Here is a 12,949-nt window from a genome sequence, read left to right as displayed (position 1 = left end):
TTGTGTGTGGAGAGAGGGATGACACGGCTGGGGCGCAGTGTGTCACGCTCGGTCCGCTGCGGTCCCCGGTTGCACACAGGTGAAACGAGGACGTTGCTCCCCGGTCACCCCGCTGGACCTGGTCGGTCACCCCGCCGGACCTGGTCGGTCACCCCGCTGGACCTGGTCGGTCACCCCGCTGGACCTGGTCGGTCACCCCGCTGGACCTCCCCCTCACCCCGCTGGACCTCGTCGATCACCCGGTCGACCATCCGCCCCAGCCTGGCCTCGTCGGACTCGTACGGCAACTCAGCGCGGTGCGGCCGGGTCGCCTGCCAGTAGTCGTGGAAGAGCGGGCTGCGGCAGATCACCTTCACATGGCCCCGCAGGTCCCGCTCGCTGGTCGAACCGATCCGGTAGGCGTGAAGGAGATTGCTGTAGAGGGCGTTGGCGTACAGGTACTGGCGCTGCCTCACGGGCGAGACGTCGTCGCCGTACGCGTTGAGCACCGCGGCGAGATCCGGATCGTCCATGGCCTTGGACAGCAGCTCGAACTGGAGCCGGTGCTGGCTCGTGATGTCGGCGCGCCGCTGGTAGCCGTTGGCTGCCTCCATGTGTTTCAGCTGGGTGGCGAGGCTGGAGTTCTGCCTGCGCATCTGGCCGTGCTGGATCACCAGGGCGACAAGGACCGCGCCGAAGGCCAGACCGGAGAAGACGGCGTTGGCGGCGGAGACGTCGGTGTCGGGCGCGAGTGCCTCCATCGACGAGCTGATGACCAGGCTGAGCGCGGCGACCAGTCCGACCATGCCCGTCGCGGAGGCGAGGACGAGCGCGATGCCTGCCGCCACCCCTCGCTGCTGCCGATTTCCCTGTGTGCCCATGTCAACCCCCGAAACAGGCGACCGTCCACCGAACCGGGCGGAGTGCGCGGCGCAGGGCACCGCGAGCGGTCGTCGACTGCATGTCTGCTGACTCCCAGAGTGCCGAGCGGCGTTGACCGGCGGGGAGGCGGAGATAACGGCGCACGGAGGGAACGCTGCGGCGTACGTCCATGGGCCGTGTCGAATGTGTGCCCGGTACGCGCTGCTAACAATCGTTCACTTCGTCTCGCGCCCTTATCCTGGGCCGCCGGAGCAGTCGAACCGACCGAGGTGCAGCAGTGAGCCCGACCAGGTCCCAGATCCCCGTCGTCGTCCTCGCGGGCTTCCTCGGATCCGGGAAGACCACGCTGCTCAACCATCTGCTGCGGCGCAACGGCGGCAACCGCATCGGCGTCGTCGTCAACGACTTCGGATCGATCGAGATCGACGCCATGACCGTTGCCGGACAGGTCGGTTCGACGATCTCCCTCGGCAACGGCTGCCTCTGCTGCGCCGTCGACGCGAGCGAGCTGGACGACTATCTGGACAAGCTCACCCGGCCCTCGGCACGGATCGACGTCATCGTCGTCGAGGCGTCGGGGCTGGCCGAGCCGCAGGAGCTCGTGCGGATGATTCTCGCCAGCGACAACCCCCGCATCGTCTACGGAGGGCTGGCCGAGGTCGTCGACGCCGCCGAGTTCGACGCCACCAGGGCCCGGCATCCCGAGATCGACCGGCATCTCGCGATCGCCGACCTCGTCGTCCTCAACAAGACCGACCGGGTGGGCCGGGCCGGCCTGGAGCGGCTGCGGGACACGCTCGCCCGGCTCGCCGGCGGCACACCCGTCGTCAGTACGCAGTACGGCCGCATCGACCCGGAGTTACTTCTCGACCCGGCCGTACGGCCCGAGCGGGACGAGAAGGTCCGCCAGCTGTCCTTCGAGGACCTCTACGCCGAGGCGTACGACCACGAGTACAGCCATGAGCACGCGCACGAGAGCGGCCACGAGCGGCATCTGCACGCCGCGTACGACAGCGTCTCCGTGGCCCTGGACGCGCCGGTGCACCCGCGCCGTCTGATGACGTTCCTCGACTCCAGGCCCGCCGGGCTGTACCGGATCAAGGGCTTCGTCGACTTCGGCGCGGCCGACCCGCGGAACCGGTACGCGGTGCACGCGGTCGGACGCTTCCTGCGCTTCTGTCCGCAGCCCTGGCCCGCCGGTGCGGAGCCCCGGACGCAGCTCGTGCTCATCGGCTCCGGCATCGACGCCGAAGGGCTCCGTAAGGAGGTCGAGTCCTGCGCGCTGAGCGGATCCGACGACCTCCCCGACGAGCGCAGCATGTGGGGCGTGCTGCGCTACGTACCCCGGGAGGCCGACGGCGACGAGGCGCCGGGGGAGCCGGACGGGACCGGCGCCCCCGGTCACGAGATCTAGCTCGCGGGCCCCGCAAGCACCGCGACCGGTGACGTCAGGGGCGTGCCCGAGCCGTCACGGCGCGGGTCGAGCTCCGGCAACTGCGCCGGTGCGCCGTTCTTCTGCGCCGCGCGCGCCGGGGCCGCGCCGGCCCAGGCCAGGACCAGCATGTCCTCACCCTTCAGGAAGCGCTGGCAGCGCACTCCGCCCGTCGCGCGCCCCTTGCGCGGGTACTGGTCGAACGGCGTGAGCTTCGCCGTCGTCGGACCGTCGACCAGAGTGCCCTGCGCGCCGGCCACCGTGAAGACCACCGCCTCCCCCGCCGGGTCGACCGCGGTGAACGAGATCACCTCGGCGCCCTCCGCCAGCTTGATACCCGTCATGCCGCCGGCCGCCCGGCCCTGCGGCCGCACCTGCGAGGCCGGGAAGCGCAGCAGCTGCGCGTCGGAGGTGATGAAGACCAGGTCCTCCTCCCCCGAACGCAGCTCCGTGCCGCCCACGATGCGGTCGCCCTCCTTGAGGGTGAAGACCTCCAACTCGTCCTTGTTCGACGGATAGTCGGGGACCACCCTCTTGACCACGCCCTGCGCGGTGCCGAGCGCGAGGCCGGGGGACGACTCGTCCAGCGAGGTGAGACAGACGATCTTCTCGTCCGCCTCCAGCGACAGGAACTCCGCGACCGGCGCACCGCCCGCGAGGTTGGGGTCGGACGCCGTGTCGGGCAACTGCGGCAGGTCGATCACCGACAGGCGCAGCAGCCGTCCCGCCGACGTCACCGCACCCACCTCGCCGCGCTGCGTCGTGAGCACCGCCGAAACGATCACGTCGTGCTTGGTGCGCCGGGTGCCGTGGTCCACCAGCGGCTCGCCGGTGGCGGTCCGCGCCAGCAGGCCCGTCGAGGACAGCAGCACGCGGCACGGGTCGTCCGCGACCTGGAGGGACGCGGCGGGTGCCGGTGTGCCCGCGGACTCCAGCAGCACCGTGCGCCGCGGGGTGCCGAACTTCTTGGACACCGCGGCCAGTTCGGCGGAGACCAGCTTGCGCAGCTCGGTATCCGACTCCAGGATCCGGGTGAGCTCCTCGATCTCGCCGGTGAGCCGGTCGCGCTCGCTCTCCAGCTCGATCCGGTCGAACTTGGTCAGGCGCCGCAGCGGAGTGTCGAGGATGTACTGCGTCTGGATCTCGCTCAGGGAGAAGTGCTGGATCAGGCGCTCCTTGGCCTGGGCGGAGTTGTCGCTGGAGCGGATCAGGCGGATGACCTCGTCGATGTCGAGCAGGGCGACGAGAAGCCCCTCCACCAGGTGCAGCCGGTCTCGGCGCTTGGTCCGGCGGAACTCGCTGCGCCGGCGCACCACCTCGAACCGGTGGTCCAGATAGACCTCCAGCAGCTCCTTCAGCCCCAGGGTGAGCGGCTGACCGTCCACCAGGGCCACGTTGTTGATGCCGAAGGACTCCTCCATGGGCGTCAGCTTGTACAGCTGCTCCAGGACGGCCTCGGGGATGAACCCGTTCTTGATCTCGATGACCAGGCGCAGACCGTGCTGGCGGTCAGTGAGGTCCTTGACGTCGGCGATGCCCTGCAGCTTCTTCGCCGAGACCAGGTCCTTGATTTTGGCGATGACCTTCTCCGGACCGACCGCGAAGGGCAGTTCGGTGACGACCAGACCCTTGCGGCGGGCGGTGACCGTCTCGACGGACACGGTGGCACGGATCTTGAACGTGCCGCGACCGCTCTCGTACGCGTCCTTGATCCCGCCCAGGCCGACGATCCGGCCACCCGTGGGCAGGTCGGGACCGGGCACGTGGCGCATCAGCGCCTCGAGGTCCGCGTGCGGGTATCGGATCAGGTGGCGGGCGGCGGCGATGACCTCGCCCAGATTGTGCGGGGGCATGTTGGTGGCCATGCCGACCGCGATGCCGGAGGCGCCGTTGACCAGCAGGTTCGGGTAGGCGGCCGGGAGGGCGACCGGCTCCCGCTCCTGACCGTCGTAGTTCGACTGGAAGTCGACCGTGTCCTCGTCGATCGACTCCGTCATCAAACTGGTGGCATCCGCCATGCGGCACTCGGTGTACCGCATGGCGGCGGGCGGGTCGTCATTGCCCAGCGAGCCGAAGTTCCCGTGGCCGTCGACGAGCGGCAGGCGCATCGAGAACGGCTGCGCCATGCGCACCAGGGCGTCGTAGATCGACGCGTCTCCGTGCGGGTGCAGCTTGCCCATGACCTCGCCGACGACGCGCGCGCACTTCACGTAGCCGCGGTCGGGGCGCAGGCCCATCTCGTTCATCTGGTAGACGATGCGGCGGTGCACCGGCTTCATGCCGTCGCGGGCGTCGGGCAGGGCGCGGGAGTAGATCACCGAGTACGCGTACTCGAGGAAGGAGCCCTGCATTTCGTCCACGACGTCGATGTCGAGGATCCTCTCCTCGAAATCGTCCGGCGGCGGGGTCTTCGTGCTGCGGCGGGCCATCGCGGCTGCTGCTCCTTCACGTACCAGGCTGGATCTGACGCCGACCATTGTGGACCTTCCCACCGACAGCGCGGACCGCGACCCGGGTACTACGCCGGCCGCGGCCCCCGCGGCGGCGCCGCCCACGAGCGGGGGAACAACGCGCACCGTCGGCCGGGAACTTCGCCAGGTGTCTGCGCGCTTGCATACAGTGGCAGGTCTGGCAGCAATTCCAGCATCGCGATCGAAGGGACGTACATGCCCATGGGTCACACGGCCACAGCTCAGGCCGGGTCCGGCGGCCTGACAGCGACCGAGCACCGCCTGGCCAACGGCCTGCGCGTCGTGCTCTCGGAGGACCACCTGACCCCGGTCGCCGCGGTCTGCCTCTGGTACGACGTCGGCTCCCGCCACGAGGTCAGGGGCCGTACAGGACTCGCCCACCTCTTCGAGCACCTGATGTTCCAGGGCTCGGCCCAGGTGAAGGGGAACGGCCACTTCGAGCTGGTGCAGGGGGCCGGCGGCTCGCTGAACGGCACCACCAGCTTCGAGCGCACCAACTACTTCGAGACCATGCCCACCCATCAGCTGGAGCTGGCGCTCTGGCTGGAGGCCGACCGCATGGGCTCGCTGCTCGCCGCGCTCGACGACGAGTCGATGGAGAACCAGCGCGACGTCGTCAAGAACGAGCGCCGCCAGCGCTACGACAACGTGCCGTACGGCACGGCGTTCGAGAAGCTGACCGCCCTGGCCTACCCCGAGGGCCACCCCTACCACCACACGCCGATCGGCTCGATGGCCGACCTCGACGCGGCGACCCTCGAAGACGCCCGCGCTTTCTTCCGCACGTACTATGCGCCGAACAACGCGGTCCTGTCGGTCGTCGGCGACATCGACCCGCGGCAGACGCTCGCGTGGATCGAGAAGTACTTCGGCTCCATCCCCTCGCACGACGGCAAGCAGCCCCCGCGCGACGGCTCCCTGCCGGAGGTCATCGGCGAACAGCTGCGCGAGGAGATCGTCGAGGAGGTGCCCGCCCGCGCCCTGATGGCCGCCTACCGTCTCCCGCACGACGGCACCCGCGAGTGCGACGCCGCCGACCTGGCGCTCACCGTCCTCGGCGGCGGCGAGTCCTCCCGCCTGCACAACCGCCTGGTCCGCCGCGACCAGACGGCCGTCGCCGCCGGGTTCGGGCTGCTGCGCCTGGCCGGTGCCCCGTCGCTCGGCTGGCTGGACGTCAAGACGTCCGGCGGTGTCGAGGTCCCGCAGATCGAGGCCGCGGTCGACGAGGAGCTCGCGCGGTTCGCCGCCGAGGGCCCGACGCCCGAGGAGATGGAGCGCGCCCAGGCCCAGCTGGAGCGCGAATGGCTCGACCGGCTCGGCACCGTCGCCGGCCGCGCCGACGAACTGTGCCGTTACGCCGTCCTGTTCGGCGACCCGCAGCTGGCGCTGACCGCCGTGCAGCGCGTCCTCGACGTCACCGCCGAGGAGGTGCAGGCGGTCGCCGAGGCACGGCTGCACCCCCGGAACCGGGCCGTACTGGTCTACGAGCCCATCTCCGCCGACGACAGTGACGAGGCCGCGGCGGCCGACGAGAACGACGAGCACAAGGGGGCGGACCAGTGAGCGACGCTGCCGTGACCATGGAGTTCCACCCGCAGCCCACCCCCGGCACCGCCCGGCCCTGGGCCTTCCCCGCCCCCGAGCGCGGCACGCTGGACAACGGGCTGACGGTGCTGCGCTGCAACCGCCCGGGCCAGAAGGTCGTCGCCGTGGAGATCCTCCTCGGCGCCCCGCTGGAGGCCGAGCCCGAGGGGCTCGACGGCGTCGCCACGATCATGGCGCGCGCCCTGTCGGAGGGTACGGACAAGCACAGCGCGGAGGAGTTCGCCGCCGAGCTGGAGCGCTGCGGCGCCACGCTCGACTCGCTCGCGGACCACCCCGGTGTCCGCGTCTCCCTGGAGGTCCCCGCCTCCCGGCTGCCCAAGGGGCTCGGCCTGCTCGCCGAGGCGCTGCGCGCCCCCGCCTTCGCGGCGGGCGAGGTCGACCGGCTGGTGCGCAACCGGCTCGACGAGATCCCGCACGAGATGGCCAACCCGGCCCGCCGCGCGGCGAAGCAGCTCTCCCAGGAGCTCTTCCCGTCGTCCCTGAGGGTGTCGCGCCCGCGTCAGGGGACCGAGGAGACGGTCGCCAGGATCGACTCTGCTGCCGTGCGTGCCTTCTACGAGGCACATGTACGGCCCGCCACGTCGACCGTCGTGATCGTCGGCGACCTGTCCGGGATCGACGTGGACGCCGTCCTTGCCGACACCCTCGGGGCCTGGACGGGTGACAAGGCGGAAACCCGGCCCGTGCCTGCCGTCACCGCCGACGACACCAGCCGCGTGATCATCGTCGACCGGCCGGGCGCCGTGCAGACGCAGCTGCTCATCGGCCGTATCGGTCCCGACCGCCACGACAGTGTCTGGCCCGCCCAGGTGCTCGGCACGTACTGCCTGGGCGGCACGCTGACCTCCCGGCTCGACCGCGTCCTGCGCGAGGAGAAGGGCTACACCTACGGCGTACGGGCCTTCGGCCAGGTGCTGCTCTCCGCTCCGGACGGCTCGGGCGCCTCGATGCTGGCCATCAGCGGCTCCGTGGACACCCCCAACACCGGTCCCGCGCTCGACGACCTGTGGAAGGTGCTGCGCACGCTCGCGGCGGAGGGGCTCACCGACGCCGAGCGCGACGTGGCCGTGCAGAACCTGGTCGGCGTGGCCCCGCTGAAGTACGAGACCGCGGCGTCGGTCGCGGCCACGCTCGCCGATCAGGTCGAGCAGCACCTCCCGGACGACTACCAGGCGCAGTTGTACGCCCGCCTGGCCGCGGCGGGGACGGTGGAGGCGACAGCGGCGGCGGTCTCCGCGTTCCCTGTGGACCGTCTGGTCACCGTGCTGGTCGGCGACGCGGCGCAGATCGAGGAGCCCGTCAGGGCGCTCGGCATCGGTGAAGTGACCGTCGTCACGGGCTGATCAAAGGCCACCTGTCGGGCGGACAGGTACAGAACGAGCGCTGCCGATTCCAGCGGAACCCCGGCTTCGAGTCCTTTGCCGGGGTTCCGTGCTTTATCCGTTTTGCAGGAGAGGCTGCCTGTCTGCCCTGTGGCATGCGCTACAAAACAGGCTGTCCGTTTGGTTATCGGCTGATGACCTGCCTAGCGTCGGTCCGGCTGTTCGCCTGGATCACGCCGCACCCGCGGCATCGGACAGTCATCGCCGAGTCCCCTTCAGGCGCGAGCCCGGGGAGCCGGGGACCCACCCTCCGTGCCCGCCAGCGGGCACGAGAGGTCGATTCCCTGGGGTGAATCGGACGCCTTCGCCCGCGCGGAGGGGCCCGTAGGAGACCTTCCTGCTCCGAACCCGTCAGCTAACCCGGTAGGCGAGAAGGAAGGAAAGGACCAGCCTTTTCATGGCGTTCACCCGTGCCACCGGGAAGCACCGTGCCCCGAGCCGCCGCACGCGCAGGAGTGCGAGTTTCGCCGGAGTCGCGACTCTGGCCACTACCGGCGTCATCGGAAGCCTCGCCTCTCCGGCACTCGCCGCCGAAGCCGAGCCCTCGGTCGAGGACACCGGCCTGACCCAGATCGTCTCCATGGGGTCCATCGCCGACGAGATCGCCGACCAGGCCGCCGCCCAGAAGCAGGAGGCCGCCGAGGCCGCCGCCAAGGCCCGGGCGAAGGCGAAGGCCGAGGCCGAGGCGAAGCGCAGGGCCGAAGCGCGGGCCAAGGAGGCTCGCGAGGCCAAGGAGCGCGCCGCCCGCGAGGCCGAGCGCCGGCGCCTGAACTCCTTCCAGCTCCCCGTCGCGGGCTCGTACGTGACCACCGGCTACCAGGCGGGCGGGTCCCTGTGGTCCTCCGGCAGCCACTCCGGCGTCGACTTCCGTGCCGCGTCCGGAAGTTCGGTCATGGCCGTCGGTGCCGGCACCGTCGTCGAGGCGGGCTGGGGCGGCGCGTACGGCAACAACATCGTGCTCCGCATGAACGACGGCACCTACACCCAGTACGGCCACCTGTCGTCGATCAACGTCTCGGTCGGCCAGCAGGTCATGCCCGGTCAGCAGATCGGTCTCTCCGGCTCGACCGGCAACTCGACCGGCCCCCACCTCCACTTCGAGGCCAGGGCCACGGCGGAGTACGGCTCCGACATGAACCCGGTCGCGTATCTGCGCGCCCGCGGCGTCAGCGTCTGACCGACGGCTCTTGGGAAGGCCCCTGGAATCTGCCTGCTGCCGGGGGCCTTCCGCGTCCGTGGGCCCCGCCCGCGTCTCCTGTGTCCTGTGTCCGGGTCCGTCCCGCCGTCCCCTGCCCGCTCCCGTGTCGGGGCGGTGCCGTGTGCGGGGCGGTGCCGCCGTGGCCTGTCGGTCCCGTGCCCGGGGCGGTGCCGCCGTGCCCTGCCCGATCGCGAGTCCGCGGGGCGGGCCGCTCGAACGATCGCATTCCGCCGTTTCCGGCCAAAAGAATCCATGGAATGCGGTCGGCCATCGGAAAATCCCGCGGACTGGAATAGAGTCACTGGACACGAGTCAGTCGGCTGCGTTTCGCGCGTATCAAGGCGGAGGTTCGGACATGCGCATTCCCGCGCACTCTGTATGCACGGCGATCCGCGACGACATCATCTCCGGTGTATTCGAGCGCGGCAGCCGGCTCACCGAGGAGAACCTCGCCCGCCGCTACGGGGTCTCCCGCGTCCCGGTGCGCGAGGCGCTGCGCACGCTGGAGTCCGAGGGCTTCGTCGTCACCCGGCGTCACGCCGGCGCCCATGTCGCCGAGCCCACCGAACAGGAGGCGGCCGACCTCCTGGAGATCCGCATGCTGCTGGAGCCGCTCGGCGCCGCGCGCGCTGCCCAGCGGCGGACCGAGGCGCATCTGAAGGTGCTGCGGGGCCTGGTGAGGCTGGGTCAGGAACGGGCCCGTCGCGGCCAGGGCGAGGACCTGCGGTCCCTGGGTGCCTGGTTCCACGAGACACTCGCGCAGGCCTGCGGCAGCCCCGGGCTGACCGCCCTGCTCACCCAGTTGCGGCACAAGATCGCCTGGATGTACGCCGTCGACCAGCCGGCCGTGCCCGTCGAGTCCTGGGCCGAGCACGGCGCGATCGTGGACGCCGTGGCGCGCGGCGATGTGGAACGGGCCCGGTCGCTCACGGCACTGCATGTGGAAAGGGCGTCGGCCGCACACCGGCTGAGGCGCCCGGAGCGGGTGAGGACTTCGCAACATCCCGTAAACATCGCGAGCATCCGCAATTAACAATCGAGCCGTATACAAGAGGGGACTTATTCGGCCCCGCTGCTTTTTCGGGCTGCCCGAATTCATTTGTTCCCGGTGAACGTACGGGAAACGCAAAAGCCGCGGCTTCCTTTTTCGGAACGCCGCGGCTCTGCCATGGTCGTCGAGTGAGTCGGCCGGACGGGACCGGCTCACCGGAATGCGGGGGTCAGACGGTCTCGGGGAGTTCGTCCAGACCCTCGGCCACGAGCTTGGCCAGGCGGTCCAGCGCGGCGTCGGCACCGCCCGCGTCGGAAGCGAGCACGATCTCCTCGCCGCCCTGTGCCCCGAGGCCGAGGACGGCCAGCATGGAGGCGGCGTTGACGGGGTTGCCGTCGGCCTTGGCGATCGTCACCGGGACGCCGGCTGCCGTCGCGGCACGAACGAAGATGGACGCGGGGCGGGCGTGCAGGCCCTCGGCCCAGCCGACATTGACGCGACGCTCAGCCATGGTGTTGCCCTTCAAGTCTCAACGGGTTGTCTAGACCAGTCTCTCATGCGTTCCGGCGTGCTTCCCAAGGCGTCCGGATCGTGGTCACGGCCGCTGAGAAGCCCTCTCAGCGTGCCCGTCCACAACCACCCACGCGACCGGTGGCCGCGCCGTACGCTTGCCCCATGCAGACCTCGGAGCACGCTTACCCGGATCACTGGGAAGCAGACGTGGTGCTGCGCGACGGCGGCACCGCGCGCATCAGGCCGATCACCACCGAGGACGCCGACCGGCTCGTCAGCTTCTACGAACAGGTCTCCGACGAGTCGAAGTACTACCGCTTCTTCGCGCCCTATCCCCGGTTGTCCGACAAGGACGTGCATCGGTTCACCCACCACGACTACGTGGACCGGGTGGGGCTCGCGATGACGGTCGGCGGCGAGTTCATCGCGACCGTCCGCTACGACCGGATCAACGAGCAGGGCCGCCCCGCCAGTGCGCCCGCCGACGAGGCCGAGGTCGCCTTCCTCGTCCAGGACGCCCACCAGGGGCGCGGTATCGCGTCGGCGCTGCTGGAGCACATCGCCGCCGTCGCGCGCGAACGTGGCATCCGGCGGTTCGCGGCGGAGGTCCTGCCCGCGAACAACAAGATGATCAAGGTGTTCCGGGATGCCGGATACACACAGAAGCGCAGCTTCGAGGACGGCTCGGTCCACCTCACCCTCGACCTCGAACCGACGGAGAAGTCCCTCGCCGTGCAGCGCGGCCGCGAGCAGCGGGCCGAGGCCCGCTCCGTGCAGCGCCTCCTCGCCCCCGGCTCGATCGCGGTGATCGGCGTGGGCCGTCGGCCCGGCGGCGTCGGCCGCACCACCCTGCGCAATGTGCTGGGCGCGGGCTTCACGGGCCGTGTGTACGCGGTGAACCGCGCCTTTCCCGAGGGGCGCACCGAGGTGGAGGGCGTGCCGGCCGTGCGCTCGGTCGGCGACATCGGCGAGCCCGTCGACCTGGCGATCGTCGCCGTGCCCGCCGAGCGGGTGACCGAGGTGCTCGCCGACTGCGGCGAGCACGGCGTCCAGGGCCTGGTGGTGCTGAGCGCCGGATACGCGGAGAGCGGCGCGGCAGGCCGCGAGCGCCAGCGCGAACTGGTGCGGCAGGCCCGCTCGTACGGCATGCGGATCATCGGCCCGAACGCCTTCGGCATCATCAACACAGCGGACGCCGTTCGGCTCAACGCGTCCCTCGCCCCCGAGTCCCCGGCGACCGGGCGGATCGGTCTGTTCACCCAGTCCGGGGCGATCGGCATCGCACTGCTCTCGGGACTGCACCGGCGTGGGGCGGGGCTGTCCTCCTTCATCTCTTCCGGCAACCGCGCGGACGTGTCGGGCAACGACTTCCTCCAGTACTGGCACGAGGACCCCGGCACGGACGTCGTGCTGCTGTATCTCGAGTCCCTCGGCAACCCCCGCAAGTTCACCCGGCTCGCCCGGCGCACGGCGGCCGTCAAGCCGGTCGTCGTCGTCAAGGGCGCGCGCCACAGCGGCAGTGCGCCGCCGGGGCACGCGGTGCCGGTGACACGGATGCCGGACGCGACGGTCGGTGCGCTGATGCGTCAGGCGGGCGTGATCAGGGTGGACACCGTGACTGAGCTGATCGACGCGGGGCTGCTGCTCGCCGGGCAGCCGCTGCCCGCCGGGCCGAGGGTCGCGATCCTCGGCAACTCCGAGTCACTCGGGCTCCTCGCCTACGACGCGTGCCTCGCGGAAGGGCTGCGGCCGCTGCCGCCGCTCGACCTCACGACAGGGGCGACGCCGGCGGACTTCCGGGCGGCGCTCGCCCGCGCGCTGGACGACGACGCGTGCGACGCCGTCGTCGTCACGGCGATCCCGTGGGTCGGCGAGAACGGCGTCACGGAATCGGGCGACGGCGAGGTGCTGGCCGCGGCCCTCCGCGACGCGGCGGCGACGAGTGCGGCGAAGCCGGTGGCGGTGGTGCACGTCGAGATGGGCGCGCTGGCGGACGCGCTCGCGGCGGCGTCGAGCACGTCACCACGTGCCCGCGCGGGCGCGACGCCCGACCGCCCGTCCGAAGCGGCCGAGCCGGCGGAGACCGCCGAGACCGCCGACGGCGGGCCGGAGGCGACGGACCGCCGGGTCGAGCGGGACGAGTCGGAGGCGGTCGGCAGTCGGGGCGGGTCCGCGCAGATGAACGCACGGGGCGGGCCGGAGGCGGCCGACAGCGTTGCGGTCCCGGCGACGGACGGGCGGCGTCAGGTTACGGCTCCGGTGGACGCGGACGTGTCGTCGCCGGAGTCGGATGCCCCTTCGGGCGATGGCCGGGGCACGGGCGTGGCGGATCGGCATGGCGCTGCGATGAACGCGGACGTGTCGTTCGAGAAGGCGGCGGACCAGCACGGCGCCGCCAAGAACGCGGACGTGTCGTCGCCGGAGTCGGATGCCCCTTCGGGCGATGGCCGGGGCACGGGCGTGGCGGATCGGCATGGCGCTGCGATGAACGCGGAC

9 protein-coding genes and 1 riboswitch are annotated in these 12,949 nt (G+C 71.1%); of the genes, 6 read left to right on the top strand and 3 right to left on the bottom strand.

Going from position 1 to position 12,949, the window contains the following annotated elements:
- Nucleotides 1-170 precede the first annotated feature (170 nt).
- On the bottom strand, nt 171-860 hold the full coding sequence (locus ACH5AF_RS29125) for a DUF6082 family protein (RefSeq protein WP_398905666.1): 690 nt from the start codon (nt 858-860) through the stop codon (nt 171-173).
- Between the two features lie 278 nt (nt 861-1,138).
- Here ACH5AF_RS29125 and ACH5AF_RS29120 point away from each other — a divergent pair, with 278 nt between their 5' ends.
- A complete protein-coding gene (locus ACH5AF_RS29120) occupies nt 1,139-2,275 on the top strand; it encodes a CobW family GTP-binding protein (RefSeq protein WP_398905664.1) in 1,137 nt (378 codons plus the stop codon).
- Here the strand turns inward: ACH5AF_RS29120 and ACH5AF_RS29115 are convergent.
- Nucleotides 2,272-4,722, bottom strand: a complete 2,451-nt coding sequence (locus ACH5AF_RS29115) for a DNA topoisomerase (ATP-hydrolyzing) subunit A (RefSeq protein ID WP_398905662.1) — start codon at nt 4,720-4,722, stop codon at nt 2,272-2,274. The genes ACH5AF_RS29120 and ACH5AF_RS29115 overlap by 4 nt on opposite strands.
- A 237-nt stretch (nt 4,723-4,959) precedes the next feature.
- On the opposite strand from ACH5AF_RS29115, the gene ACH5AF_RS29110 reads away from it, so the two are divergent.
- The 4 genes from ACH5AF_RS29110 to ACH5AF_RS29095 all read left to right on the top strand — a co-directional run bounded on the left by ACH5AF_RS29110 (nt 4,960) and on the right by ACH5AF_RS29095 (nt 9,982).
- Nucleotides 4,960-6,327: a M16 family metallopeptidase gene (locus ACH5AF_RS29110; protein WP_398905661.1), complete on the top strand. Its 1,368-nt coding sequence runs from the start codon at nt 4,960-4,962 to the stop codon at nt 6,325-6,327.
- Nucleotides 6,328-6,344: 17 nt separating this feature from the next.
- A complete protein-coding gene (locus ACH5AF_RS29105) occupies nt 6,345-7,712 on the top strand; it encodes a M16 family metallopeptidase (protein WP_398905810.1) in 1,368 nt (455 codons plus the stop codon).
- A gap of 231 nt (nt 7,713-7,943) precedes the next feature.
- A riboswitch (cyclic di-AMP (ydaO/yuaA leader) is annotated at nt 7,944-8,135 on the top strand.
- Between the two features lie 13 nt (nt 8,136-8,148).
- Nucleotides 8,149-8,928 (top strand): M23 family metallopeptidase, encoded by a 780-nt coding sequence (locus tag ACH5AF_RS29100; RefSeq protein WP_398905659.1) that lies wholly within the window; start codon nt 8,149-8,151, stop codon nt 8,926-8,928.
- Between the two features lie 376 nt (nt 8,929-9,304).
- Nucleotides 9,305-9,982, top strand: coding sequence for a GntR family transcriptional regulator (locus ACH5AF_RS29095; protein WP_398905657.1), 678 nt, complete (start codon nt 9,305-9,307; stop codon nt 9,980-9,982).
- 187 nt (nt 9,983-10,169) lie between these two features.
- Here ACH5AF_RS29095 and ACH5AF_RS29090 read toward each other — a convergent pair whose 3' ends face one another.
- Nucleotides 10,170-10,451, bottom strand: coding sequence for an HPr family phosphocarrier protein (locus ACH5AF_RS29090; RefSeq protein ID WP_398905656.1), 282 nt, complete (start codon nt 10,449-10,451; stop codon nt 10,170-10,172).
- A gap of 164 nt (nt 10,452-10,615) precedes the next feature.
- Between ACH5AF_RS29090 and ACH5AF_RS29085 the strand changes: the two genes are divergently transcribed.
- The coding region (locus ACH5AF_RS29085) for a GNAT family N-acetyltransferase (RefSeq protein WP_398905653.1) at nt 10,616-12,949 on the top strand (2,334 nt) is incomplete at its 3' end.

Origin of the sequence: Streptomyces sp. NPDC018833, assembly GCF_044390825.1 — a bacterium.
Lineage (GTDB): Bacteria > Actinomycetota > Actinomycetes > Streptomycetales > Streptomycetaceae > Streptomyces.
Note: the sequence above shows the minus strand (reverse complement) of the source record. Positions and strands in the feature narration are given on the sequence as shown.

Coding starts and splice junctions, on each gene's coding strand:
- ACH5AF_RS29095 (WP_398905657.1), top strand. CDS start 9,305: ATGCGCATTCCCGCGCACTCTGTATGCACGGCGATCCGCGACGACATC.
- ACH5AF_RS29105 (WP_398905810.1), top strand. CDS start 6,345: ATGGAGTTCCACCCGCAGCCCACCCCCGGCACCGCCCGGCCCTGGGCC.
- ACH5AF_RS29125 (WP_398905666.1), bottom strand. CDS start 860: ATGGGCACACAGGGAAATCGGCAGCAGCGAGGGGTGGCGGCAGGCATC.
- ACH5AF_RS29115 (WP_398905662.1), bottom strand. CDS start 4,722: ATGGCCCGCCGCAGCACGAAGACCCCGCCGCCGGACGATTTCGAGGAG.
- ACH5AF_RS29090 (WP_398905656.1), bottom strand. CDS start 10,451: ATGGCTGAGCGTCGCGTCAATGTCGGCTGGGCCGAGGGCCTGCACGCC.
- ACH5AF_RS29100 (WP_398905659.1), top strand. CDS start 8,149: ATGGCGTTCACCCGTGCCACCGGGAAGCACCGTGCCCCGAGCCGCCGC.
- ACH5AF_RS29110 (WP_398905661.1), top strand. CDS start 4,960: ATGCCCATGGGTCACACGGCCACAGCTCAGGCCGGGTCCGGCGGCCTG.